This window comes from Saccharibacillus sp. JS10, assembly GCF_024436065.1.
Taxonomy (GTDB): domain Bacteria; phylum Bacillota; class Bacilli; order Paenibacillales; family Paenibacillaceae; genus Saccharibacillus.
In genome coordinates, this window is record NZ_JANFNS010000001.1 from 399,598 (window position 1) to 421,747 (window position 22,150).

Below are 22,150 nucleotides of genomic sequence, written 5' to 3' on the forward strand. Positions count from 1 at the left end.
AAAGGGCCCGTTTTTTTAATATAAAGAATTTTATTTCGTTGGTTCTTTTTTCTCTACGCGATCCGCAAACAGGAAATCAAGCTTTTTCTGCTCGGCATTCCAAGATAATGCGGCATCGAAAGAACGCTCGCCTTTTTTGAACCCTTTAAGCATAAGCGTCTGACCTTTATCCAGCAAACGTTTAACCTGACTTTCCGAGATCGATTTGCCGAGAATTTTTTTGGAAATCGTAAATGCGCAAGACGGATAGCCTGTGCATCCATACAATTTCTTTTTGTCGACGACTGCTTTGCCGCAGATCGGACAAGTTCCAAGTTCAGCAGATTGGGCATGACCTGTATTACCTTTCGCGCCTTCTCCGTTTGAAGATCCGCTTTTATTGAAAGCAGGGCGCTGTTCGCCGCTTGGCATGTCTACCGTGAACATCCATTCCTTTTCAGCGGCAAGCGCATCGGATACGATCTTTTGCGCCAATCGCTGAGCTTGCTCCATAAATGCTTTAGGAGATTCTTGACCTTGGCCGATCTCGCTTAACCGCTGTTCCCATTTTGCGGTCATCTCAGCAGAAGCGAGCACGCTCTCCCCTAGTGCTTCGATGAGTACTGTGCCTTTGTTCGTCGCGTACACCATATTTTTGCGCACTTCGATATATTGACGGTCTTTCAGTCCGCCGATAATATTCGCTCGCGTTGCTTCCGTTCCTAGACCTTCGGTACGTTGAAGCACTTTTTCTAACTCCGCGTTGTCCAAATGTTTCCCAGCCGTTTTCATCAATGTAATCAATTGGCCTTCGGTATACCGTTTTGGCGGCTGTGTTTTGCCTTCTTTGACTTGAATATCGGCGACATGCCCGGTATTTCCTTTTTGTACAGGTGGGAGCACCGATAAATCTTCGTCGTCTTCTTCTTTGTTACTTGAATGATCTTCGCTGGCTCCGGCTTTTGGTTTCTTTTTCGGAGTCGGTTCATACAATACTTTGCGCCAGCCTTCTTGCACAATCACTTTACCTTTAGTCACGAATGTATCTAACTGATCGACTTTGGTAATGAGATTGGTATAATCGATGATTGCTTTTTCTTCATGAGCCGCGATAAGCCGCTTTGCGATCAATAGATACAAATTCAAATTCATCCCTTGCAGCTTACCGGGAGCCGGCACTTGCTCGGTCGGAATAATCGCATAGTGATCGCCGACTTTGGACGCATTGACGTATCGTTTGTTACCGATCAACGTCTTTTTCGGTGGCGGCAAAAACGTATTTAATTGCGGAAATCCACTCAGCTTTTTTAAAATATCGGGAAATTGCTTGGCTTCTTCATCGGTCACATAAGACGAATCCGAACGCGGATACGAGATATAACCGTCTAAGTATAATTGTTGCAGCGCACTTAGCGTATCTTGCGGCGAATATTTGAAAATTTGGTTCGCCGAAGCTTGCAAAGACGATAACGAGAACAGCTGCGGAGGTTGAAACTCTTTGCGCTCCGTTTCGATCGACTCCACTACGGCTTCTTTGCCTGCGCAACGATCCGCGATTTCTTTGGCTTCTTCGGGTGTTTTCAGACGAGATTCTTCCCCTTTAAACCATAATCCTTCATATTCCGCATCGCCGAACGCAAATTTCGCTTTCACTTCCCAAAAAGGCTCAGGCTTAAAATTAGAAATTTCTTTTTCCCGCGTTACGATCAACGCTAAAGTCGGGCTTTGAACGCGTCCTGTAGAAAATACGCCTTGCACGCCTCTACGCTGAAAAAGTAGCGAATAAACGCGTGAACCGTTCATTCCCACTAGCCAATCCGCGCAAGAACGACTGACGGCTTCGTAATACAGATTGCGTGTTTCGATTTCTTCTTTGAGATTGGCAAAACCTTGCTCCACCGCTCGCGGTGTCAACGACGAAATCCATAAACGTTTCATCGGCTTTTTCACACCGCTAAGCTGAATCACGATCCGTACGATATATTCGCCTTCTCGCCCCGCATCGCTTGCGATAATGATCTCTTTAACTTCCTGACGTTTTAAAAGTTCATTAAGCAAATTGTATTGTTTGGCTTTGCTTGGAGTAATCCGATGCTTGAATTTACCGGGCAAAATAGGCAAACTATCCAGACTCCAGCGTTTATAAGACGGATCATATTCTTCCGGCGGAACCAATTCGCAAATATGACCGACTGCCCAACTGACATAAGCGCCATCGGGAAATGTCGCACATTTTTCGATCTGAATATATCCCTGCGTTTTTTTATGTTTAAACGGTGCCGCCAGCTTCGCTCCCTGGTCGGGTTTTTCCGCTATGATGAGTTGCACATTATCTCCTCCTGTGGAATACAGCAAGCAAAAGGTCGAGAGTACGTCTCCCGACCTTTTTAGCCACATGACTTACGACCTTTGTATCCGAACTCTTATTTTAGCATGTAGCCTTATTTTCCGCTACTGATTGAATGCCTCTCTTCAACCCGATAATCGCACAAAAAAACCACTCTGCGCAGAGTGGTTTTTCATCAGCCGATTATACCAATACGGTAGCGCCCATCAGGAACTTGTCAACTTCTCTTGCCGCTTCGCGACCTTCGTTGATTGCCCATACAACCAGACTTTGTCCACGGCGCATATCGCCCGCAGCAAAGACTTTTTCGGAATTGGTACGGTATTCGCCGTATTTCGCTTTTACATTTGTCCAACGATCCGTTTGCAGACCGAGTTGCTCAGCAAGGGTCTGTTCCGGACCATCGAATCCGATTGCGATCAATGCCATTTGAGCCGGGAAGACGCGCTCTGTACCTTCAACAGGTGCATATACTTTGCGTCCAGTCTCATCAACGGTACGTTGAATTTGTACAGTGTGCAGTTCTTTCAAATTGCCTTCTTCGTCGCCGACAAATTTAGTCGTCATGATCGAGAACTCACGCGGATCGTCACCGAAGATCGCTTTCGCTTCTTCTTGTGCGTAATCCAATGTGTACACATTCGGGAATTGTGGCCAAGGGTTAGCTTTCATATCGCGCTCAAGCGGTGCTTTTTTGTGCGTACCGAATTGAGTGACACTGCTGCAACCGTGACGAAGCGAAGTCGCTACACAGTCAGATCCTGTATCGCCGCCGCCGATTACGATTACATCTTTGCCGGCTGCTGAAATATAGTTACCATCTTCCAGATTAGAATCCAGGTAACTTTTAATCGTACCATTCAAGAAGTCCATCGCATACGTTACGCCTTTTAGATGACTGCCTTCAATGTTGAATTCTCGCGGCTTCGTTGCACCGCCGCAAAGTACCACCGCATCAAATTCATCGGTAAGTTGTTGAGCCGGGATATCTTTACCAATTTCAACCGAAGTGATAAACGTGATGCCTTCAGCCGCAAGCAGATCGACGCGACGCTGTACGACGTTTTTCTCAAGCTTCATCGAAGGGATGCCGTAAGTCAGAAGCCCGCCTACACGGTCGGAACGTTCATAAACCGTCACATGATGACCTGCTTTGTTCAATTGAGCCGCACATGCCAGACCTGCAGGACCCGATCCGATGACTGCGACTTTTTTGCCTGTACGCGTTTTTGGCGGTTCAGGTTGTACCCAACCTTCTGCAAAACCACGTTCGATGATCTCTTCTTCGATCGATTTAATCGTAACCGGTTGACCAATCAGACCAACGGTACATGATCCTTCGCAAGGAGCCGGACATACACGTCCAGTGAACTCCGGGAAATTGTTCGTTTTATGCAAACGGTCAAGTGCTTCTCTCCACAATCCGCGATACACCAAGTTGTTCCATTCCGGAATCAAGTTGTGTACCGGGCACCCCGAAGTGCCACCGCTCATATTCACGCCTACATGGCAGTATGGCGTACCGCAATCCATACATCTAGCACCTTGAGTACGCAATTCTTCTTCCGACATATGTTTATGGAATTCTTCCCAATCTTTCACGCGTTCAAGCGGGCTGCGATCTGACGGCAGTTGCCGCTTATATTCCATAAATCCAGTAGGTGTAGACATGAAACGTTTCCCCCATCCGCATAAGTTCTTAATTTTTTTATCTATTCTATCACAAGCGATATATTTCAACCATACTATCATTTTACGAAGATCGTTTGAAATAGACTATGCGGAAATTAATTTGCATTTTGTGAATATTCATTCGCATTTTTTGCTTTTAATTCACAGAACGCTCGTAAACTTGAAACTCATGTTCATACTTATTTTTTTCGTCGACGATTCCTTTTTCCGAAGACACTAATTTCCAAGCCGACTTATCTAACGATGGGAAAAAGGTATCTCCTTCGAACGTACCTTGCACCTGAGTGACGCGCAATTGATCCGCGATCGGCAGGTAAAGAGCATAAATTTCGGCGCCGCCGATAATCATCACTTCTTCGCTCTCTGCCATCTGTAACGCCTCTTCGATCGAATGAACGACGGTAGCCCCTTCGGCTTGAAAAGCTTTATTTCGTGTAAGCACGATGTTTTGGCGATCTTTAAGCGGCTTGGAACCAAAAGACTCCCAAGTTTTACGCCCCATCACAATAGCTTTACCTACTGTTTGACTTTTAAAATAAGCAAGATCTGCCGGAAGCCGCCATGGCATTGTATTGTTTTTTCCAATCAATTCTTGTTCGTCTTGTGCCCAAATCAATGTAATTACAGACATGTGCTCCTCCTAAATCGCAATCGGAGCTTTGATGCCCGGTTGTGGATGATAATCAACAAATTCGAAATCTTCAAACTGGTAATCGAAAATCGAATCGGGTTTACGCAAAATTTTAAGCTGCGGCAGCTCGCCTGGCTCTCGCTGTAATTGCGTTTTGACTTGTTCGATATGGTTAGAGTAGATATGGACATCCCCGCCCGACCAGATGAATTCGCCCACTTCCAGATCACATTGCTGCGCAATCATATGGGTAAGCAGCGCGTAACTTGCGATATTGAAAGGCAATCCCAGGAACGTATCGACCGAACGCATCGTCAGCATGCAAGACAGCTTGCCGTTCGCGACATAAAATTGGAACAACAAATGACAAGGCGGCAGCTTCATCTGATCGATCTCTGCGACATTCCATGCGCTTACGATATGTCGGCGAGAATCGGGGTTTGTTTTGATCGAATGAATCAGTTGCGAGATTTGGTCGATTTTGCGACCATCCGGTGCTTCCCAAGCCCGCCACTGCGAACCGTATACCGGCCCTAACTCTCCGTTTTCGTCTGCCCATTCATTCCAGATCCGGACTCCGTTTTCTTGCAAATAGCCTACGTTCGTATCGCCTTTAAGGAACCATAACAGTTCATGCACAATTGATTTCAAATGCAGTTTTTTTGTAGTCAGTAATGGAAACCCTTCGTTCAAATCAAAATGCAATTGACGTCCAAATACCGAGACCGTTCCTGTACCCGTACGGTCCCCTCGCTCTGTACCATTATCCAAAACATCTTGCAATAAATCTAAATATTTACGCAAAGCTTCCACCTCTATCCCAAAATATCCAAAACCCTAAAAACAACTTTCAGTACAAAACGTACTTTCAACTTATCGTCTGTTTAGTCTACCATGTAATCTTGTTAACATACATATTTCAATATAGCTTTTTTATAGATTTTCGTAATAAAAAAAGCGGACGCCGCTAGGGCATCCGCTTTTGAAAAAGAACGTTTATTTTAGCGTTTTTTTGGAGCAATTGCGTGGATCGGGTTACCCAGAACCAACTCAGCTGCTTCCATCACGATTTCGCCCAATGTTGGGTGAGCGTGAATAGTCAGAGCCAGATCTTCAAGAGTTGCGCCCATTTCGACAGCAAGACCCATTTCAGCGATCATGTTTGTCGCTTCAAGACCTACGATTTGGCTACCCAAGACAACACCCGTGCTTTCTTCAGCAACGATTTTCACGAAGCCTTCTGGGTGGTTCAAGGATACAGCACGACCGTTACCGCCGTAGCTGAATTTACCTGCTACTACGTTGAAGCCTTTTTCTTTTGCTTCTTTTTCAGTCAGACCTACGCTAGAGCATTCTGGATCCGTGAAGACTACAGCAGGCATACATTTGTAATCGACAACGGACGAATGTCCTGCGATTGCTTCTGCTGCAACTTTACCTTCATACGAAGCTTTGTGCGCCAATGCCAGACCCGGAACGATATCGCCGATTGCGAAGATGTGTGGAATGTTTGTGCGACCTTGTTCGTCGACTTTGATCAGACCACGCTCGTCCAGTTCGATTTCGATCAGATCCAGACCCAGTTCGCCATCGGTATTTGGACGACGTCCAACCGTTACGAGCAAGTAGTCTGCTGTGATTTCTTTATCTTCTCCGCCAACGGAGAATTTCACAGTTACATCTTTATCGGTTTGTGTAGCACTTTCAGCTTTAGCATTTGCATGGATCTCAATGCCGTTTTTCTTCATAGTTTTCGAAACGAGGTTAGTCATGTCTTTGTCGAAGCCTGGAAGAACGGTATCCAGACCTTCGATAATCGTAACTTTCGTTCCGAATTTCGCGTACATTTGACCCAGCTCTGCACCGATATAACCGCCGCCGATTACAACGAGGCTTTTCGGAATTTCTGGCAAGTTCAGAGCTTCTGTCGAAGACAGAATGCGTCCGCCGAATGGGAAAGGCTTAAGTTCGATCGGACGGGAACCTGTAGCGATAATGCAGTTTTTGAAGCGGTAGCGTGGCGATTCGTGATCGTTGAATACGCGTGCTTCGTTTTGGTTGATGAACATGCACTCACCGTTGAAGACTTCAACGTTGTTGCCTTTCAACAATCCGCTTACGCCGTTTGTCATTTTTTTAACAACGCCGTTTTTGAATTCTTGAGTTTTAGCGAAATCAACTTTAACGTCAGTTGCCGTTACGCCGAAAGCATCGCCGTGCAACGCGTTTTCGTAGCTGTGTGCAGCCGAGATCAAAGCTTTAGAAGGGATACAACCACGGTTCAGGCAGACACCACCGAGTTCGGATTTGTCCACGATAAGAACCTTTTGTCCCAATTGAGAAGCGCGGATAGCGGCTACATAGCCACCAGGTCCCGCACCGATTACCAATGTGTCGATATCTAAGGAAGCGTCTCCTACTACCATTGTTTATACCTCCATTACCATCAGCTCGGGATTAGCGAGCAGGGATTTAAGATAGTTCATGCAATTTTGTGCAGTTGCGCCATCGATCAGACGGTGGTCGAAGCTGAGGGAAAGAGCCATCATTGGTGCAGCTACGATTTCGCCATTTCTGACAATCGCTTTTTCACTAATGCGACCTGTTCCGAGAATTGCAACTTCTGGATAGTTGATGATTGGTGTGAAGAACATACCGCCTGCGGAACCGATATTCGTAATAGAGATCGTGCTGCCTCTCATTTCGTTCGGAGCAAGCTTGCCTTCGCGGCCGCGTTTTGCCAAATCGCTGATCGATTCTGCGATCTTGAACACGCTTTTGCGGTCAGCATCTTTGATAACAGGTACGATCAGACCGTTTTCTGTGTCTGTTGCAATACCAATATCATAATGCTTTTTGTATACGATCTCGTTAGCTGCTTCGTCGATCGAAGCGTTCAGAGCTGGGAATTCACGAACCGCAGCAACCAAAGCTTTGACGATGAATGGCAGATACGTCACTTTAACTCCTTTTTTCTCAGCAAGTGGTTTCATACGCGTACGGAAAGCAACCAATTCTGTTACGTCTACTTCGTCCATGATCGTAACGTGCGGTGCTGTGTATGCGGATTTAACCATAGCGTTCGAAATCGCTTTGCGGATACCTTTGAATGGTACGCGCTCTTCGTCTGCTGCCGCAGGAATCGCTGTAGGAGCCGATGCTGCTTTTGCAGGAGCTTCTGTTTTCGCTGCCGGTGCTTCTGTAGGTGCAGCTGCAGGAGTCGAAGCAACAGCTGGTGCTTGACCGCCGTTTTTCTTGAAGTTCTCAACGTCTTCACGCGAGATTTTGCCGTTTTTGCCTGTGCCTTGAACTTGGCTCAAGTCTACGCTTTCTTCGCGAGCGAATTTGCGTACGCTTGGCGTAGCCAATACTTCGCGGCTTGGAGCGCCCGCAGTCGAAGCAGCCGCAGGAGCCGATACTGGAGCTTTTGCTTCAGCAGCAGGAGCGGAATCTTCAACCGTTTCCGAACCTTCTGGCAGTTCGCCTTCAACTTCGATGATTGCTACGATGTCGCCGACATGGTGGGTTTCACCGTCTGCTACACGCACTTCAAGTACTGTACCGTTTACCGGGCAAGGCACTTCAACAACAGCTTTATCATTTTGAACTTCCATGATAATATCGTCGTCTGTTACTTTGTCTCCAGCTTTGATATGCATTTTGACGATTTCGCCTTCATGCAGACCTTCGCCAAGTTCTGGGAACTTGTAAGCGAATTTGTTGCTGCCGGAAGCCGAACCTTGCGATGCCGAAGGATCAGCTGTTGCAGGAGAAGAAGCTGCGCTTGTATCTGCTCCGCCTACTGCTGCGTTTGCTTCTTGAGCTGCATCTGCTTCAGGAGCGCTTTCCGAACCTTCTGGCAGTTCGCCTTCTGCTTCGATAATTGCGATAACGTCGCCAACATGGTGAGTTTCACCGTCTGCTGCGCGAACTTCAAGTACTGTACCGTTTACTGGGCAAGGTACTTCAACAACGGCTTTATCGTTTTGAACTTCCATGATAATGTCGTCGTCTGTTACTTTGTCTCCAGCTTTGATGTGCATTTTGACGATTTCGCCTTCATGCAGACCTTCGCCGAGCTCTGGGAATTTATATTCAAATTTTGCCACGTTGCACTACCTCCTTCTGGTTATTGCAAATTAAAATTCAAGAACTTTTTTAACGCTCGTGATGATACGCTCCGGTGTAGGCAGCCATGCATCCTCGATTTGCGCGAACGCGTAAACCGTATCCGGAGGAGTAACACGCAGGACAGGAGCTTCAAGATGAAGAATTGCTTTTTCATTGATTTGCGCAATCACTTCAGCAGCTACGCCGGAAGTTTTTTGAGCTTCTTGAACCACGATTGCACGGTTCGTTTTTTTGATCGAAGTTACGATCGTGTCGATGTCGAGTGGGTTTAATGTGCGAAGATCGATAACTTCAGCTTGGATGCCGTCTTTTTCGAGTTGTTCAGCAGCTTTAACCGAAGTGTGTACGCACATGCCGTAAGTCAGGATCGTAACGTCCGAACCTTCACGAACTACATTAGCTTTACCCAATTCAACTGTATATTCACCTTCCGGAACTTCAGCGCGGAAAGCATGGTACAAGTTCAAGTGCTCCATGAAGAACACGGGATCGTTATCGCGGATTGCAGAGATCAGCAAGCCTTTTGCATCGTAAGGGTTCGAAGGAACCACAACTTTGATACCCGGGCTTTGTACGAGCAGACCTTCAAGTGCATCAGTGTGCAACTCAGCTGCTTTTACGCCGCCGCCGAAAGGTGTACGGAATACGATCGGCGAGTTGTAACGACCGCCAGAACGGTAACGCATACGTGCCGCTTGTACGATCATTTGGTCGAGAGCTTCGAAGATAAAGCCAACGAACTGAATTTCTGCGATTGGACGGAAGCCTTGTACGCCCAGACCAACAGCCATACCGCCGATTGCGGATTCAGCCAGTGGAGTATCGAATACGCGCTCTTCGCCGAATTCTTTTTGCAGCCCTTCTGTTACACGGAATACGCCACCCACGTTACCTACGTCTTCACCGAAGATCAGAACGTTAGAGTCACGGTTCAGTTCCACGCGCATTGCGTCGCGGATTGCTTCTTTCATATTCATTTGTGCCATTGCTACATTTCCTCCTTAACGTTACGTTCGATGGATAACACTCTATATCGTAAAAATAATATGCATGATTAAAAGGTTCGATTGAGCATCATTCAGATACTCAATCGGAACCGATTATTTTATTGGAAGTCTGCTTTTTGCTCTTCCAGATGTTTAGGTGTATGTTCGAACATCGAATCGATCAAGCCGGAAACAGTCATTTTCTCTGTTTTTTCAGCTTTTTTGATTTGTTCAGCTACAGTTTCTTTCGCTTCAGCGCGAACGCGTTCTGTGTCTTCTGCTGTCCAAAGACCTTTTTTCTCCAGGTATTTCGCAAGACGAGTGATTGGATCTTTCTCACTCCATTGTCCTTCTTCTTCTTTCGTACGATACTTGGAAGTATCATCGGAAAGGGAGTGTGGTTTGAAACGGTAAGTAACAGCTTCGATCAATGTTGCACCTTCGCCATTACGTCCGCGTTCAGCAGCATCTTGTACCGCTTTAATAACCGCGAGAACGTCCATACCGTCGATTTTAACGCCTTTGATTCCTGCTGCAACCGCTTTGTGAGCGATCGACAGAGCAGCGGTTTGCTTCGCGAACGGAGTCGTGATTGCATAACCGTTGTTTTGTACGAAGAAGATTACAGGCAATTTGTACACACCTGCATAGTTCAGACCTTCGTAGAAGTCGCCTTCGGACGAACCGCCGTCACCTGTGTAGGTAATCGCAACTTGTTTTTGTTTTTTCAGTTTGAAGCCCATTGCAATACCCATTGCGTGCAGGATTTGTGCACCGATGATGATTTGCGGCATCAATACGTTTACGCCTTCTGGAATTTGTCCACCATGTTGGTGTCCACGAGAATACAAGAAAGCTTGATACAATGGAAGACCGTGCCATACGAGTTGCGGAATATCGCGATAACCCGGGCAAACGAAATCTTCTTTTTGCAGTGCAAATTCACTACCGATCATCGTAGCTTCTTGACCGGATACCGGTGCGTAGAAACCAAGACGACCTTGACGACCCAAATTAATGGCTCTTTCATCCCAAGTACGGGTAAATACCATACGACGCATAACTTCTTTCAGTTGGTCGTCAGTCAATTCTGGCATTAATGCTTCGTTAACAATTTCGCCTTCTGGCGAAAGAACGGAAAGAGCTTCAACGTCTTCCGTATATACTTCGTAAGGAACCTTGCTCATTATTTTTCACCCCAATAAAAAATTTGAATATCATGTCCCTCTGTTATATCATTATTATACACCTGTTGCATAGCGTAGTCAAAGAAATTGAGCATATTTGTTCATCAATTTCTTATATTGTATATATAACAGGGTAATCATATTATTATAACAAGAAGGATAGTCCGAACATTTCTTGCCTGTTCATCCACAACGTTTTCATCTTACCGCATTCGCGCACGCCATGTAAAGCACGTGCAAAATGAAGCTTTAAAACATATAAAAGGAGAGAGTTCTGATGACCGATTCCCGCTACCTCAAACGCACGATTGTAAAAGAAGTGATTGCCAGTACTTTTTTAGATGAAGAAAGAAGTTTGCGAATCTACTTACCTCCCGGCTACAACGAAGTTTTAAGCTATCCCGTCGTATATTGCCAAGACGGTGAAGAATTTTTCAACTTTGGACGTATTGCTACAACCGCAAATCAACTGATTTTGGATGAAGGCGTAGAACCTTTCATTATAGTAGGAATCGAAGTTGACGTGAAAAAGCGGACGGCTGAATACGCTCCTTTCGGAAATCGCCATGAAGCTTATGTGCGTTGTATCATGGAAGAAATTATTCCTTTTGTTGAACAAAAATATCGCGCGCGTTCGGAAAATCGTTTGCTTGCAGGTGATTCGCTTGGCGGTTCGATGTCTTTGCACCTATCCCTGCTATACCCTGGCGAGTTCCCTCGGATCATCAGTCTTTCCGGCGCTTATTATGAAGAATCTCAAAATATTATTGCTCGCGAATCCGACTTAAGTTGGCTGGATATCTATATGATTGTCGGGCTTCAAGAAGATGCGTACGAGACCGATCACGGCACATTCGATTTTGTTGATTTGAATCAACGTACTCGGGATCTGTTACTACAAAAAGCAGCAACTGTACAATACGCAGAAAAAGACGGCAAACATCTGTGGGGATTTTGGCAAAAGGAACTTCCAGACGCACTCTTATACTTTTTAACCCGTTAACCCTGTTATAACGCTTAATTTGGAGAAAGGAGTGTGTGTCTTGGAAGAAAAACGTGTGGTTATTGTTTCTGGAGGAGATTGGACCGACGATTATTTGAAAGCTATTCAAAAAGACGATTTATTAATAGGAGCCGATCGGGGAGCTTTGCTCTTAATTGAGCATGGTTTACGCCCTCATATCGCAGTCGGCGATTTTGATTCTGTATCAGAAGAAGAAATTCAAAAAATTCGTGAATTTAGCGGTAGAGTCGATTCTTGCGATCCCGTCGATAAAAATTACACGGATACCGAACTGGCTTTTGAATTAGCGTTGCAAGAACGCCCTTCCGAAATTGTGATCCTGGGTGTAACAGGCGGCAGACTCGACCATACGCTTGCGAATATGCAATTATTGATTAAGGGTCTGCATCACCAAGTAGTCTGTAGTATTCAAGATCAGCGGAACCATATCCAACTTACCGGTAGTTCTTTAACTGTAAAAGATCACGGATTTACATATGTCTCTTTTTTGCCAGCTACAATGGAAGTTAGCGGTGTGACGTTAGAAGGATTTGCTTATCCCCTTGAGGATGCCACTCTTCGTCAAGGTCAGTCTCTTGCTGTAAGCAATCGTTTGCTCGGATCAAGTGGTCGTGTTTCAATCAATAGCGGGTTATTATTTGTTATTCAAAGTCGTGATTAAACTTAACAAAAGGCTCTCTTCATCTCATTGAAGAAAGCCTTTTTCGCATTTTATATTCAATTTTCACTTCAATCGCTACGCTTATTCTCTATTTGGAAAAAGAATACGTAGACCTTGCCTGCCTATTCGGTATATATTCTATTTGCGGGCAAGTGATCATCGATGTTACACAGCTTAGAGCAGCCTGTCTATACTTATTTATTTCTGTCAAAGAAAGGCGGACTTTATGGACATCGGAAGTAAACTGCGCTATTTACGCAAATCACGGCATCTCTCTTCGGTCGAACTCGCTCAAAGAGCCAACGTTTCACAATCTTCAATTAGCGATATTGAATGTAATCGCCGCTCACCCAGACTCAATACGCTAACTAGCCTCAGTCGAGCCCTTGGATTACCTCTTTCTGAACTACTACCTATCGATGATTTATTAGAACATCCACTAAAAAGCGAAGAACGCGAACTTCTTGATTTATTCAGTCATATGAACGAAGATCAACAAAAAAATCTGATCGAACTATTAAAAAGCTTCTCGACTTCAAAATTTTAATTGTATTTTTAACTAGCTAGGTAACTTCGCTTTTTTGGTTTTACCGACCTTGCGTAACAGGGAAATACCCGAATCTAGCAGCCTCTTTTTCATTTTCAAAACGTTCTTCGATTCGATAAGGTGCAGTTGGAGCTTCGCGCGAATAATATTTGATGCCGGTAGAGGGGTCTACATAACCGTAGATCGTTTTTTTCTTTTTCAACAATCCGCCTCCGAAAGCATAATGATTGTATTGCCGATCTCCAACTGGAATTCCTTGAATAAAAGCAATCATACCAATATCGTCAATACCATTGTCCCACTCTTCTTGCGAAATTTGCGGCAAAGTAAACACATAATCGACTCCGTAATGTGTAGCATAATGGTTATGACGCTGGATCACATAAGCTAAATCTTGTTGGAGATTTTGAATGATTGTAGAGCGCCTAACTTGTTCAAATGTAGCAGCGTCTTGTAGTAAAGGGATTTTTGTAGCAGCTTGAACTTCTTTACGTTGACCTTGTACCCAACTTGTAGACTGTCGATCATACGTTTTAACGAAATCATCCAGTGAAAACTGAATCATATTATTTTGATTGTCGGAATAAGAATACGGTTTTTTAGGCGACCATACCGGTCTAAGTTGTGTGTGGCCGCTAGCGTCTACAAACTCTTCTGTTGCATAAATGTAATATCCATCGTAATCGATCACAGCGATTGCAGGAATATATCCGGCAATATTTCCTATCGTGATCGCATCTTTGTTCAGATTAAAATTCAAAGTAAGTGTTCGATAAAACGCATCTACCGCTCTTTCTTTATTCGCTCGAAAAAACTTCTTCGATCCATAGCCGGTTTCATATTGCTGATCCACCGTTTCGTTCAACATAAACGCCGCATCTTGAATCGCTGTTTTGGTTAGAATATTATACCGATCCGTTAATTGTAAGGTCTGTTCTAACTGATTAAGATGCATCGATTGGATTTGGAAAAAAGGGTAAAAGATCATTGCAAAAATAATCGCTGCACTAATAATCTTCATACAAAACCATTCCTTCATAATTCATAATCACTGTCGAATTACCTTCTGTATTATCATTCATCAAAAAGTCCCATAATTGCGTAGCGGCTGTACGATTTTTATTTACGATTTCAATCCCGATATAATCCCCGACTTGCAGGGTATACCTTCGATTTGCATGATCTTTGGGCAATGTGATATTTGGAAATAGCACAGCCAAAATTTGTTCATTATAAAATTCCGAATAGTACGTCGTAAAACTATTTTGGAAAGTCGAAGTATTTGCCGGATCGCTGTAATCAGGGCTGGTTAGCTTGTGCATATGCTTGAGTTCAACATCATAGCTATAACCGGTCGCCGCCAGTTGAGCATTAAACTCTTCATACATCGTAGGCGTAATATAGCCTTTCGTACGTGTGCGATCAATAAAATGAGTCGCCGCGCCTTGAATCGTAATATTCGCGAGTTTGTCTTGACTTCTAGCTTGCTCATACAGTGGATACATAAATAACAACAGTACAGCTAGCAAAGCTGCAAATATACCGGTGATGTATTTCATTGTTTAGCCCCTAAATACAATTTTGATTAAAGATCCGGAAGCATCTCTTTGATAGATCGCATGATATGTTTTTTTTAAATCGATAACGCTCGGATCAAACTCTTCGTAATCTTGAGTCTTTGCATAAAGTACACCGTTCACTTCCACATCAACTTCGCTTTCTTTCATGCTTCGAATCGTATGTACGATATTCGCTCCCGTGTACGTTTCTTCCAAAATACCGGTATATACGGTTTTGACTTGTCGATCACGATCCGTATTCAAGTTATAGACAAGTTCAGTTCCGCTTTCGATCGATTCAATCACCGTTACGGTATAGGTACAAGCTCCAATAAATAAAAAGAGAATCGCTGCCAATTCTATAAAACTTCTCGTATTGTTCATCTTGAACTCCCAACCCGGACAGTAGCTCTCCGGATTTACCGAAGAGCTGCTGCACAATTTTGTTTATTTGGATTGAACAAATACAATACCGCGTACCATATTGTTAGCATCACGCACTACAGAAGATTTGAATTTACCCGATGGATTAATAAAGTTGTTGTCCGCTTCGTTAAGCGCAGGGGATAAGGCTGTATTATTCGTATCCCCTGTGATGATGCCAGTCGTTTGATTGAATTGACTGCCATAGTAAGTCGATCCGCCTTTGCCTGTTTGTACATATACGCCGAACTGAGCTTCGTTGTTGTATTGACGAACAGCGTTCATGACTTGGCTACCGGATAAGGTTGTGTTTTCATAAATATTAAAACGAGTTTGCGAGAGCTGCGTCTGAATCGTAGAAAATTGAGTTTGGCCTTCTTTAGCTGCGTCTTGCGAAGAAATAAAGATCACGACAACCGTTGTAATCAAAGCCAATGTTAGAAAAATACCTGCCGCTAATTTCAGACCCGAAGTTGCATTGCTTCCCATGATAAAAATCTCCTTTGTTATCCGTATCGGATATTTTTAAATTTGACCAAGCTGTGTGATTAAGTCTTTCATTTGCATAAATGAGACATACAAGAAAGGAACGATAATATAAGCCCCTAACATAAATATGACTGGAGCAAATCCGATATCACGACCCCAATTCGCTTTATTTTCGATCAGTCGATCCATCGTTTCTTTTTTCTGTTCCCGGTAGTACTCTTGCTCCACTTCCAGATCGTCAAACGCTTCTTGGATCGAAATTCGGTCTAACGCATTTTCCAATCGTTCAATGATGCGGACAAATGCCGGATAAGGCGCTTCGTTTTTCAACTGATGGAGCGCAGCAAGCGGACCTGCATCGTAATCCAACAAACATCGTTGCAGCGCGGGTCTGAATACAATTCCGAAGCGTTCCATCCATTCTAAAATGGTCTGTACGCTGATTCGGTCGAACTGGCTAAGGATCGAGATCAGCATACGGAATTGATCGACTTCGTTTTGCATTTCCATCCCGCGAATCCGGCGTTGAAAACGCATGATGCCAATCGGAACATGATACATACCTACGCTTACCGCAAGAGCTATTAGCAGTTCCCACCATTTTAAATATTCCTGATTGATACTGTTCAGTTTATCGACAATCCGCATCGACATTTCATTGCGCCGTTTATCGCCTGCCGATCCTTCTGCCGCTTGCTCAACCAAAGAACGGACTTGCTCTTCCCAGCCTGTTTGCGTGCGATCGATTTGCTGCATAATCTGCTTATCCAAAAGGGTACGATCTTGCGCGACTTGTCGATCCGCTTCATCTAAACGACCTAGCATCAGACCTCCTTTAAGAAAAGTCGGTGCGTTCCAAATCCGGTCAACTTGATTGATATGTGTCGAAATCAACATGCCGGATATACAAATCATCGTAAAAAGCGATAATAAAATACGGCGCAGCGTCAGCCATTCGATCATGAGCGGCGAATTGGATTCTTTAATCAGCCTTGATAACCGATGATAGGATTGCGTATGCTTTTGAGGAACTAGACGATCAACCACAAATCGCACAGCTTTATATCCGTATAATTTCTTTTCCCAACGAATTCCGCTTGATTTGGGAGTATAACGGGATTGCTCGGTTTCAGCTAATTTACGGATCAATACATAAGCGGTAATCGCAACTCCATACAGTAATAACTTGGCAACCAGACCTATTTTACTTTCATAAAATTCTCCCATGACCGGAAAATACTTTTCTGCCCAGCTCTGTAAAGGAAACGAGAACAAAATCGGTGCTAACGCAATAATCGTCAAACTGTTCAGATGATAATTCAAGCGATTTCGGCGTAATAGATCGAAGTTGATATCTTGTACAAACTTACTGATCGCATTGAGGTATAGAGAACCTTTTGCGGTCGTCTTATCCCCGTATTCCATGATCATGCAAGCGATACCCGTAAAGACTTTCAAGTATCGATTGGGTGCCACTTCGTAATAGGCAGCTAAGCTGCGTTCGGGATCTTTAGCGGTCAAGACTTCATGGATCCGTTCGCCGTGCAGCTTCATATCATGGTTCGATAATTGAGCGGCTTCGTAGATCGCTTCATCCGCCATCCGTACAGCTTGGAATTGATGCCGATTATCTTCCAAAAAATCTCGGAAATCACGAAGCAACCGATTTTCTACGCGATGCACGAACAAATCAATCAACATCCCGTTAAGCACCAAACAGACAACCATCCCCAGCAATAATACCGAAGCACTTTTTCCGATAATCGCGAGTGCTAACAACAACCCTATTACAATCAAAAATACGCTGAACGTAATTTTCATCGTTTCTTTACGAATCGTTAACTCATCGTAGGGACTGATTACAGCAAGACGTTGCCGAATCCGGTGCACTTGACCTCGGAAAATAGGAATTTGCGCCGAACGCACATAAGAACGTTGATAAAAACGATTCAGCTTTGGATTTTCTTGCTTGACGCCGGGTTGACGATTCATCCAATGAATAAAGGCTTGATCCGGTTGCCCATTTTTTTTACGTAGCCGCTTTAAAATAAACCAAATCACAATCGGAACTATATACAAAGATGCCGCTAAACCGATCAACAAAGGCAGGCTCATGCAGACTCACTTCCCCAATAACGATCTAAAAAGGCTCGGAAATCAGCAGCATCTTGTTTGGACATATTGCCTGCCATCGCTTCCACTTTTCGAGCCGTAGGGCGATGAACCGGAATATACATCCCGTCTCGAAACTCGATAATATTCCGCGCTTCGAATGTACGCCCTGTAGCTTGACGATATTGACTCAGTTGAATCCGAGCTAACAGTTGAATCGAAGTAGCCGAGTCCAAGTTTTCATCTAACTGCTGTGCAAGTTCAGCAAACGTGTCTTCGTCAGCATCAAGCGCAATACATTCGGTTACACGCTCAATGTACCGCGTTCCGTCTCGTTCTTTTTCCAGATGCACATCAAAAGCAATGACGCTCGCGACTTGTTCTTCGGCTATGCGTTCGTTTTGAAACGTTCCCGTTTTCAGCAAAGAATTGCGTAGCGACCAGATCAGATCTTTCATCGTTTTGGCATGATGGCTGAACACCGTAAATTTACTGGCAACCTGCGACATCTGAACTGCCCATGCTGCGACCGGGTCTGTTGCGACTTCACCCAGTATATTCACCGTACCGTCTGTCTTTTTTTGAAGATCCAAGCCTTCTTGACCGCTGATATGTTCCGTTTCGCGGAAAGCCAATGTATTGCGTTCTGGATATAACCTGCGTAGATGCAATTCGAATGCAAGTTCCTGGATCCGAAGGTTAAACGTTCCGTAGATCGACTTCACCATTGCCATAAGCAATGTTGTTTTACCTGAACCTTGTTCCCCCGTAACTGCTGTAACCTGTGCGCCTTTCATCAAGTAGTCCAACATTTTCATTGGCAGATCCGCATTTTGAACATGGTCTGCAGCCAGCAGTCTTTCCAGACTTAGATTAGGCAAATCGAATTTTCGAACGAAAAACGCCCAACTTTCCGCAAAAGGAGGTCGAACCACGACAACTCGTGAACCATCTTGCATCTCGTTAACCATGTAGGCTTTCGCTTCCGAAAGCTGCCCAGGGCTACCGAACTTATAAATATTTTGACACACGCGCTTCAGTTCCAACGAACTGCCAAACCCGAGAAAAGCCAGCCGGATCGATTTCCCTCGATAAAAAATCCATACGCTGTCGCAGCCTTTTGGAGCTTGATCCGGCATTGAGCGAACCCAATCCACTTCTTGTTCCATATCTTGCATATCAGCAGGAAGACCCGATACGCCGCCGGATACGCCATCAATCGTCTGATCGCGTAGTTCATCGATTACACCGAAACCTTTGTACTGCTGATAGATCCGCTGCACAACAATTTGAAGTTTGTCTTCAAAGGATAGACGCGGCGCTTCTTCTGCATAGATATGACGAATTTCTTCAGCTGTGATGATATACGATTCGGTTTCTCCATTTTCGATAATCGATTTTAGCTCGGCTAAACGATATTGTTCGATCAATTGCGTAAGCCCTTGCATGCCATGCTCTAAACGATAACAATGAAGCAAAATGTCGAAGCGATCTTGATCCGTCAGCGCATATTCATCTTCAAAAGGCAGGATGCGATCAATATTCCATTGATTCACGATCTCTCCTCGAAGAAGTAAATCCGCTATAAAAGATTTCACATACGTTTTGTCGCTTAAACTTCCGGAGTTGCACATTTTCAGCGAACTCTTAAGCTCTGTGACTACATTTCGTCTTCGCTCGAATTCTTCAGCAGACAAACCCAAATCAAGCAAGTTAGCATTGGTAAACTCATTGATCGACATTGTGACATAAGACTGAAGAGCTTCGATCGTTACCAAGTCTGATTCGGTCTGCTGCGTTTGATTTGCCGGATTTTTACGAAGTAGAAGCAATAACCACACCAGAACGCCGGCAAGGATAATTCCAATCAGCAAAACATTCATCCAGTGCATGCTTTAGGAAGCCCCTTTCGTCGCATCCACATGTTTGAGTCGTGTATTGATGCCGATTTCTTCAAGCAAAGTCTCCGCAGTTCGACGAACCTCTACCATGAATGGATAATTATCGTGACGGCGATGTAATACACGACTTCTGGAAATAAACCCTTTGATATCGCCGTCATTAATCGCATCTCGAAAATCAGAACTGTAAGGAATCGTCAATGGTGATTCGCGTCTGCCGTATTTACGCAAAATATTTGCCGCTTTGTATTTGGATCGAACATCGTAACCTGAAAATAAAAGCAATTGCTTTTTGCCTTCCAGTTCTTCCGGCAAGCCGTGTCGATCAAAATAACGTTCAAGAATATCAGCGTTTTGTGTCAAACAAACGACTACAAGGTCGGCATCGGCAAGCGCTTGAGCGGCAGCCGGGCTATCCATGCCTGATCGAATATCAAGCAAAATACAATCATAATATTGGCGAGCTTGAGCATAAATATTTCCGATGAGCCCTCCAGCATTTTCGAATTGCAATCGGTTCATTCGCTCCGACCCGCTAAGTAAATCCAATCGATCCCGTTCGATTAATAACGCATTGTTTTTGACCGTTTCTCGTTCTAACTTACCGCTGCGCGCAAGGCGCACCAGTGCATCCAGCCCTGTTCCTGCATCTGTTGTTAAATCGCGGCTGTATGTATTGATTGAACGAGCAAAACCGCGTTCCAACGTATTTTCTTCGCCTTGTGGCTGAGAAACCAAAGTTCGAATCCGGTATTCGCTACCAATAATCGAGGCGATCGCGGCAACCGAAGAGGTAACGCCTGTTCCATGTCCGACACTCCAAAAAGCAATTTGTCCCATGCGCTTAGCTCCTTTCAGCTTTTTTCCATAGTTTTTTTGTTTCTCGAAGATCTTGTTCCAAAAGAGTCGCAACGATACCTTGTACCGTTTTTTTTAGATCCGTCGATAGTTTTTTGAGTTTAAGTGTATTGGCGTATTGATTGTTGATTTTCACTGCGACATCCCGTTCATCCGGATAATAAACGAACGTTTCTTTCCAATCGATTGGAAAGACTTCGAATTGCTCCGATATATAATCTTCTCCGGGCTCTTGCGAACCTTCGATCCAAATTTTTCGAAACGCGTACAGTTCGGACATCGGACGTGTAGCGAAAAATTGATCCAACAAGCGAACGTTACGTCGAATCGAAGTTTGTTCGCATCCTACAACTAAAAATCGATAATCGACATCAGGAATCTTGTTAACCTGTTCCAAGTCATCCGTGTCGTATAAAACGACATCATAAGCCGTCAAAAGATCAGAATGACTATGTTCGCTCATTCTCCAAACATCGAATGTATCGTACTCATGCGGCTCGCCAGAAACTTCTAACGCCGGATAAGAAAATTCATAGGTCGACAATGTTGTAGCATCGACGATCAATACTTTCAAATTAGCTTGTGCTAACGTTTTGGCTGTATAAAAAAGCAGATCTGTTTTGTCGCGATCTCCTATAAAAATAGCTGTTTTCACCTTTTTATCCTCCTTCGTTTCCAGTCTGATTATCGAAATCGGATGGAGTATTGGATTCATTCGACGACTCGAATAACGGATTGTCTTGGTTACTCGGATTAATCGGGTTAAGGGTCGCTTTGTTATTCAAATACTTTTGAATATCTTCCGGTGTCAACAAATCGAGTCCGCTTTCGAGTTTGCTACGCATACGGCGTTCCAATTCTGTTTTGGCTTTTTCCACAATATTTGGATTGTTTTCGATCAAATCCAACACTGCGGTATTTGAAGGATAGGTGACTTTTGCCGCTTGTTGTAATCCCGGCTCTACATAAGACACGGCATAGATCGAAGCATCATTTAAGTAGGCATCGACGATCGAAGACGACATGGTCAAAATCTCACGTTCGTTCATCTGGATCCAAAGCGTCCCTGCCGATAAATTTTCAGTACGTTTTTTGGATAATACGATAAAGTCTTCTCCGGTCGGAAACTTCACTCGAATATCGACAAACTCTCCAATTTGCAAACGACTTGGCAACTCGATCAAACGAAATTCTTGGTTACGCAGATCGTTCGGTGTAACTTCGCCGTCATAAAGTAACGACTCGCTTACCGGCGTATTTTGAGGCAGATCCACTTTGGCATAACGACCGATTGCGTCTGTAGAAGAAAGCATATTATCGGGTACTGTGGCTTTGATCACTTGTACTTGGATCAAATCATCTTCTCCAATCTCTTCTCCAGCTTGAATGTTTCGCGTCAAAGCAAATACTGAAGTTCGCTCAGCATCCATATTCGCAATTTGTTGTTCGTAACCACTGCGATCGACCTCGTAGTTTTTTTCGATATGATAGATATAAGGAATTCCTGCTGCTGCGCACACCACTAAAGCTGCTACAGCTCCCGCCCCCGCAGTCAACAGACGCTGACGCTGACGAAATCTGATTCTAGACATGTTGCTTCTCCTTTCGGTTTCCATAATGCGA

The 22,150-nt window shown here is 44.3% G+C and carries 20 protein-coding genes; 3 read left to right on the forward strand and 17 right to left on the reverse strand.

What is annotated here, in order from left to right; all coding sequences use genetic code 11:
* Positions 1–30: 30 nt before the first annotated feature.
* From NOM90_RS01810 to pdhA, 8 genes are all read right to left on the reverse strand, one after another.
* Positions 31–2,307, reverse strand: coding sequence for a DNA topoisomerase III (locus tag NOM90_RS01810; protein ID WP_255939545.1), 2,277 nt, complete (start codon positions 2,305–2,307; stop codon positions 31–33).
* A 202-nt stretch (positions 2,308–2,509) separates the two neighbouring features.
* The gene (locus NOM90_RS01815; protein WP_255939546.1) at positions 2,510–3,997 is read right to left on the reverse strand and encodes a glutamate synthase subunit beta; all 1,488 of its coding nucleotides are present in this window, start codon (positions 3,995–3,997) and stop codon (positions 2,510–2,512) included.
* Positions 3,998–4,154: 157 nt separating this feature from the next.
* Entirely contained in the window at positions 4,155–4,649 is a 495-nt protein-coding gene (locus tag NOM90_RS01820) for a dihydrofolate reductase (protein WP_255939547.1), read from the reverse strand.
* Positions 4,650–4,658: 9 nt separating this feature from the next.
* On the reverse strand, positions 4,659–5,453 hold the full coding sequence (thyA, locus tag NOM90_RS01825) for a thymidylate synthase (protein ID WP_255939548.1): 795 nt from the start codon (positions 5,451–5,453) through the stop codon (positions 4,659–4,661).
* A 197-nt stretch (positions 5,454–5,650) separates the two neighbouring features.
* Positions 5,651–7,075, reverse strand: a complete 1,425-nt coding sequence (lpdA, locus tag NOM90_RS01830) for a dihydrolipoyl dehydrogenase (RefSeq protein ID WP_255939549.1) — start codon at positions 7,073–7,075, stop codon at positions 5,651–5,653.
* Between the two features lie 3 nt (positions 7,076–7,078).
* Positions 7,079–8,758, reverse strand: coding sequence for a 2-oxo acid dehydrogenase subunit E2 (locus tag NOM90_RS01835; RefSeq protein WP_255939550.1), 1,680 nt, complete (start codon positions 8,756–8,758; stop codon positions 7,079–7,081).
* A gap of 30 nt (positions 8,759–8,788) precedes the next feature.
* Positions 8,789–9,766 (reverse strand): alpha-ketoacid dehydrogenase subunit beta, encoded by a 978-nt coding sequence (locus NOM90_RS01840; protein ID WP_255939551.1) that lies wholly within the window; start codon positions 9,764–9,766, stop codon positions 8,789–8,791.
* A 119-nt stretch (positions 9,767–9,885) separates the two neighbouring features.
* The gene (gene pdhA, locus NOM90_RS01845; RefSeq protein WP_255939552.1) at positions 9,886–10,953 is read right to left on the reverse strand and encodes a pyruvate dehydrogenase (acetyl-transferring) E1 component subunit alpha; all 1,068 of its coding nucleotides are present in this window, start codon (positions 10,951–10,953) and stop codon (positions 9,886–9,888) included.
* A 277-nt stretch (positions 10,954–11,230) separates the two neighbouring features.
* On the opposite strand from pdhA, the gene NOM90_RS01850 reads away from it, so the two are divergent.
* The 3 genes from NOM90_RS01850 to NOM90_RS01860 all read left to right on the forward strand — a co-directional run bounded on the left by NOM90_RS01850 (position 11,231) and on the right by NOM90_RS01860 (position 13,185).
* Entirely contained in the window at positions 11,231–11,956 is a 726-nt protein-coding gene (locus NOM90_RS01850; protein WP_255939554.1) for an alpha/beta hydrolase, read from the forward strand.
* Positions 11,957–11,996: 40 nt separating this feature from the next.
* Positions 11,997–12,638 carry a thiamine diphosphokinase gene (locus NOM90_RS01855; RefSeq protein ID WP_255939556.1) on the forward strand — a complete coding sequence of 214 codons (642 nt, stop codon included), beginning with the start codon at positions 11,997–11,999 and terminating at the stop codon, positions 12,636–12,638.
* A 226-nt stretch (positions 12,639–12,864) separates the two neighbouring features.
* Positions 12,865–13,185, forward strand: a complete 321-nt coding sequence (locus NOM90_RS01860; protein ID WP_255939557.1) for a helix-turn-helix domain-containing protein — start codon at positions 12,865–12,867, stop codon at positions 13,183–13,185.
* Positions 13,186–13,225: 40 nt separating this feature from the next.
* Here NOM90_RS01860 and NOM90_RS01865 read toward each other — a convergent pair whose 3' ends face one another.
* The 9 genes from NOM90_RS01865 to NOM90_RS01905 form a co-directional block, all read right to left on the reverse strand.
* Complete coding sequence (locus NOM90_RS01865; protein ID WP_255939559.1) at positions 13,226–14,206, reverse strand: hypothetical protein; 981 nt, start codon at positions 14,204–14,206, stop codon at positions 13,226–13,228.
* The gene (locus NOM90_RS01870) at positions 14,193–14,744 is read right to left on the reverse strand and encodes a hypothetical protein (RefSeq protein WP_255939560.1); all 552 of its coding nucleotides are present in this window, start codon (positions 14,742–14,744) and stop codon (positions 14,193–14,195) included. The genes NOM90_RS01865 and NOM90_RS01870 overlap by 14 nt, the downstream gene beginning before the upstream one ends.
* Positions 14,745–14,747: 3 nt before the next feature.
* On the reverse strand, positions 14,748–15,128 hold the full coding sequence (locus tag NOM90_RS01875) for a hypothetical protein (protein ID WP_255939561.1): 381 nt from the start codon (positions 15,126–15,128) through the stop codon (positions 14,748–14,750).
* Positions 15,129–15,191: 63 nt separating this feature from the next.
* Positions 15,192–15,656, reverse strand: a complete 465-nt coding sequence (locus NOM90_RS01880) for an ABC transporter permease (protein WP_255939562.1) — start codon at positions 15,654–15,656, stop codon at positions 15,192–15,194.
* Between the two features lie 36 nt (positions 15,657–15,692).
* Complete coding sequence (locus NOM90_RS01885) at positions 15,693–17,771, reverse strand: hypothetical protein (RefSeq protein WP_255939563.1); 2,079 nt, start codon at positions 17,769–17,771, stop codon at positions 15,693–15,695.
* Positions 17,768–19,660: a P-loop NTPase family protein gene (locus tag NOM90_RS01890; protein ID WP_255939565.1), complete on the reverse strand. Its 1,893-nt coding sequence runs from the start codon at positions 19,658–19,660 to the stop codon at positions 17,768–17,770. The genes NOM90_RS01885 and NOM90_RS01890 overlap by 4 nt, the downstream gene beginning before the upstream one ends.
* 3 nt (positions 19,661–19,663) lie before the next feature.
* Positions 19,664–20,509, reverse strand: coding sequence for a hypothetical protein (locus NOM90_RS01895; protein ID WP_255939567.1), 846 nt, complete (start codon positions 20,507–20,509; stop codon positions 19,664–19,666).
* A 4-nt stretch (positions 20,510–20,513) separates the two neighbouring features.
* Positions 20,514–21,182, reverse strand: coding sequence for a hypothetical protein (locus NOM90_RS01900; protein WP_255939569.1), 669 nt, complete (start codon positions 21,180–21,182; stop codon positions 20,514–20,516).
* Positions 21,183–21,186: 4 nt separating this feature from the next.
* Positions 21,187–22,119 (reverse strand): SAF domain-containing protein, encoded by a 933-nt coding sequence (locus tag NOM90_RS01905; protein WP_255939571.1) that lies wholly within the window; start codon positions 22,117–22,119, stop codon positions 21,187–21,189.
* Positions 22,120–22,150: the final 31 nt, after the last annotated feature.

Excerpts from the sequence above, each read along its gene's own strand:
- NOM90_RS01820 (WP_255939547.1), bottom strand. The coding sequence starts at position 4,649 with ATGTCTGTAATTACATTGATTTGGGCACAAGACGAACAAGAATTGATT.
- NOM90_RS01870 (WP_255939560.1), bottom strand. The coding sequence starts at position 14,744 with ATGAAATACATCACCGGTATATTTGCAGCTTTGCTAGCTGTACTGTTG.
- lpdA (WP_255939549.1), bottom strand. The coding sequence starts at position 7,075 with ATGGTAGTAGGAGACGCTTCCTTAGATATCGACACATTGGTAATCGGT.
- NOM90_RS01850 (WP_255939554.1), top strand. The coding sequence starts at position 11,231 with ATGACCGATTCCCGCTACCTCAAACGCACGATTGTAAAAGAAGTGATT.
- NOM90_RS01890 (WP_255939565.1), bottom strand. The coding sequence starts at position 19,660 with ATGCACTGGATGAATGTTTTGCTGATTGGAATTATCCTTGCCGGCGTT.
- NOM90_RS01860 (WP_255939557.1), top strand. The coding sequence starts at position 12,865 with ATGGACATCGGAAGTAAACTGCGCTATTTACGCAAATCACGGCATCTC.
- NOM90_RS01885 (WP_255939563.1), bottom strand. The coding sequence starts at position 17,771 with ATGAGCCTGCCTTTGTTGATCGGTTTAGCGGCATCTTTGTATATAGTT.
- NOM90_RS01895 (WP_255939567.1), bottom strand. The coding sequence starts at position 20,509 with ATGGGACAAATTGCTTTTTGGAGTGTCGGACATGGAACAGGCGTTACC.
- NOM90_RS01840 (WP_255939551.1), bottom strand. The coding sequence starts at position 9,766 with ATGGCACAAATGAATATGAAAGAAGCAATCCGCGACGCAATGCGCGTG.
- NOM90_RS01875 (WP_255939561.1), bottom strand. The coding sequence starts at position 15,128 with ATGAACAATACGAGAAGTTTTATAGAATTGGCAGCGATTCTCTTTTTA.
- NOM90_RS01815 (WP_255939546.1), bottom strand. The coding sequence starts at position 3,997 with ATGTCTACACCTACTGGATTTATGGAATATAAGCGGCAACTGCCGTCA.
- NOM90_RS01905 (WP_255939571.1), bottom strand. The coding sequence starts at position 22,119 with ATGTCTAGAATCAGATTTCGTCAGCGTCAGCGTCTGTTGACTGCGGGG.
- pdhA (WP_255939552.1), bottom strand. The coding sequence starts at position 10,953 with ATGAGCAAGGTTCCTTACGAAGTATATACGGAAGACGTTGAAGCTCTT.
- NOM90_RS01880 (WP_255939562.1), bottom strand. The coding sequence starts at position 15,656 with ATGGGAAGCAATGCAACTTCGGGTCTGAAATTAGCGGCAGGTATTTTT.
- NOM90_RS01865 (WP_255939559.1), bottom strand. The coding sequence starts at position 14,206 with ATGAAGATTATTAGTGCAGCGATTATTTTTGCAATGATCTTTTACCCT.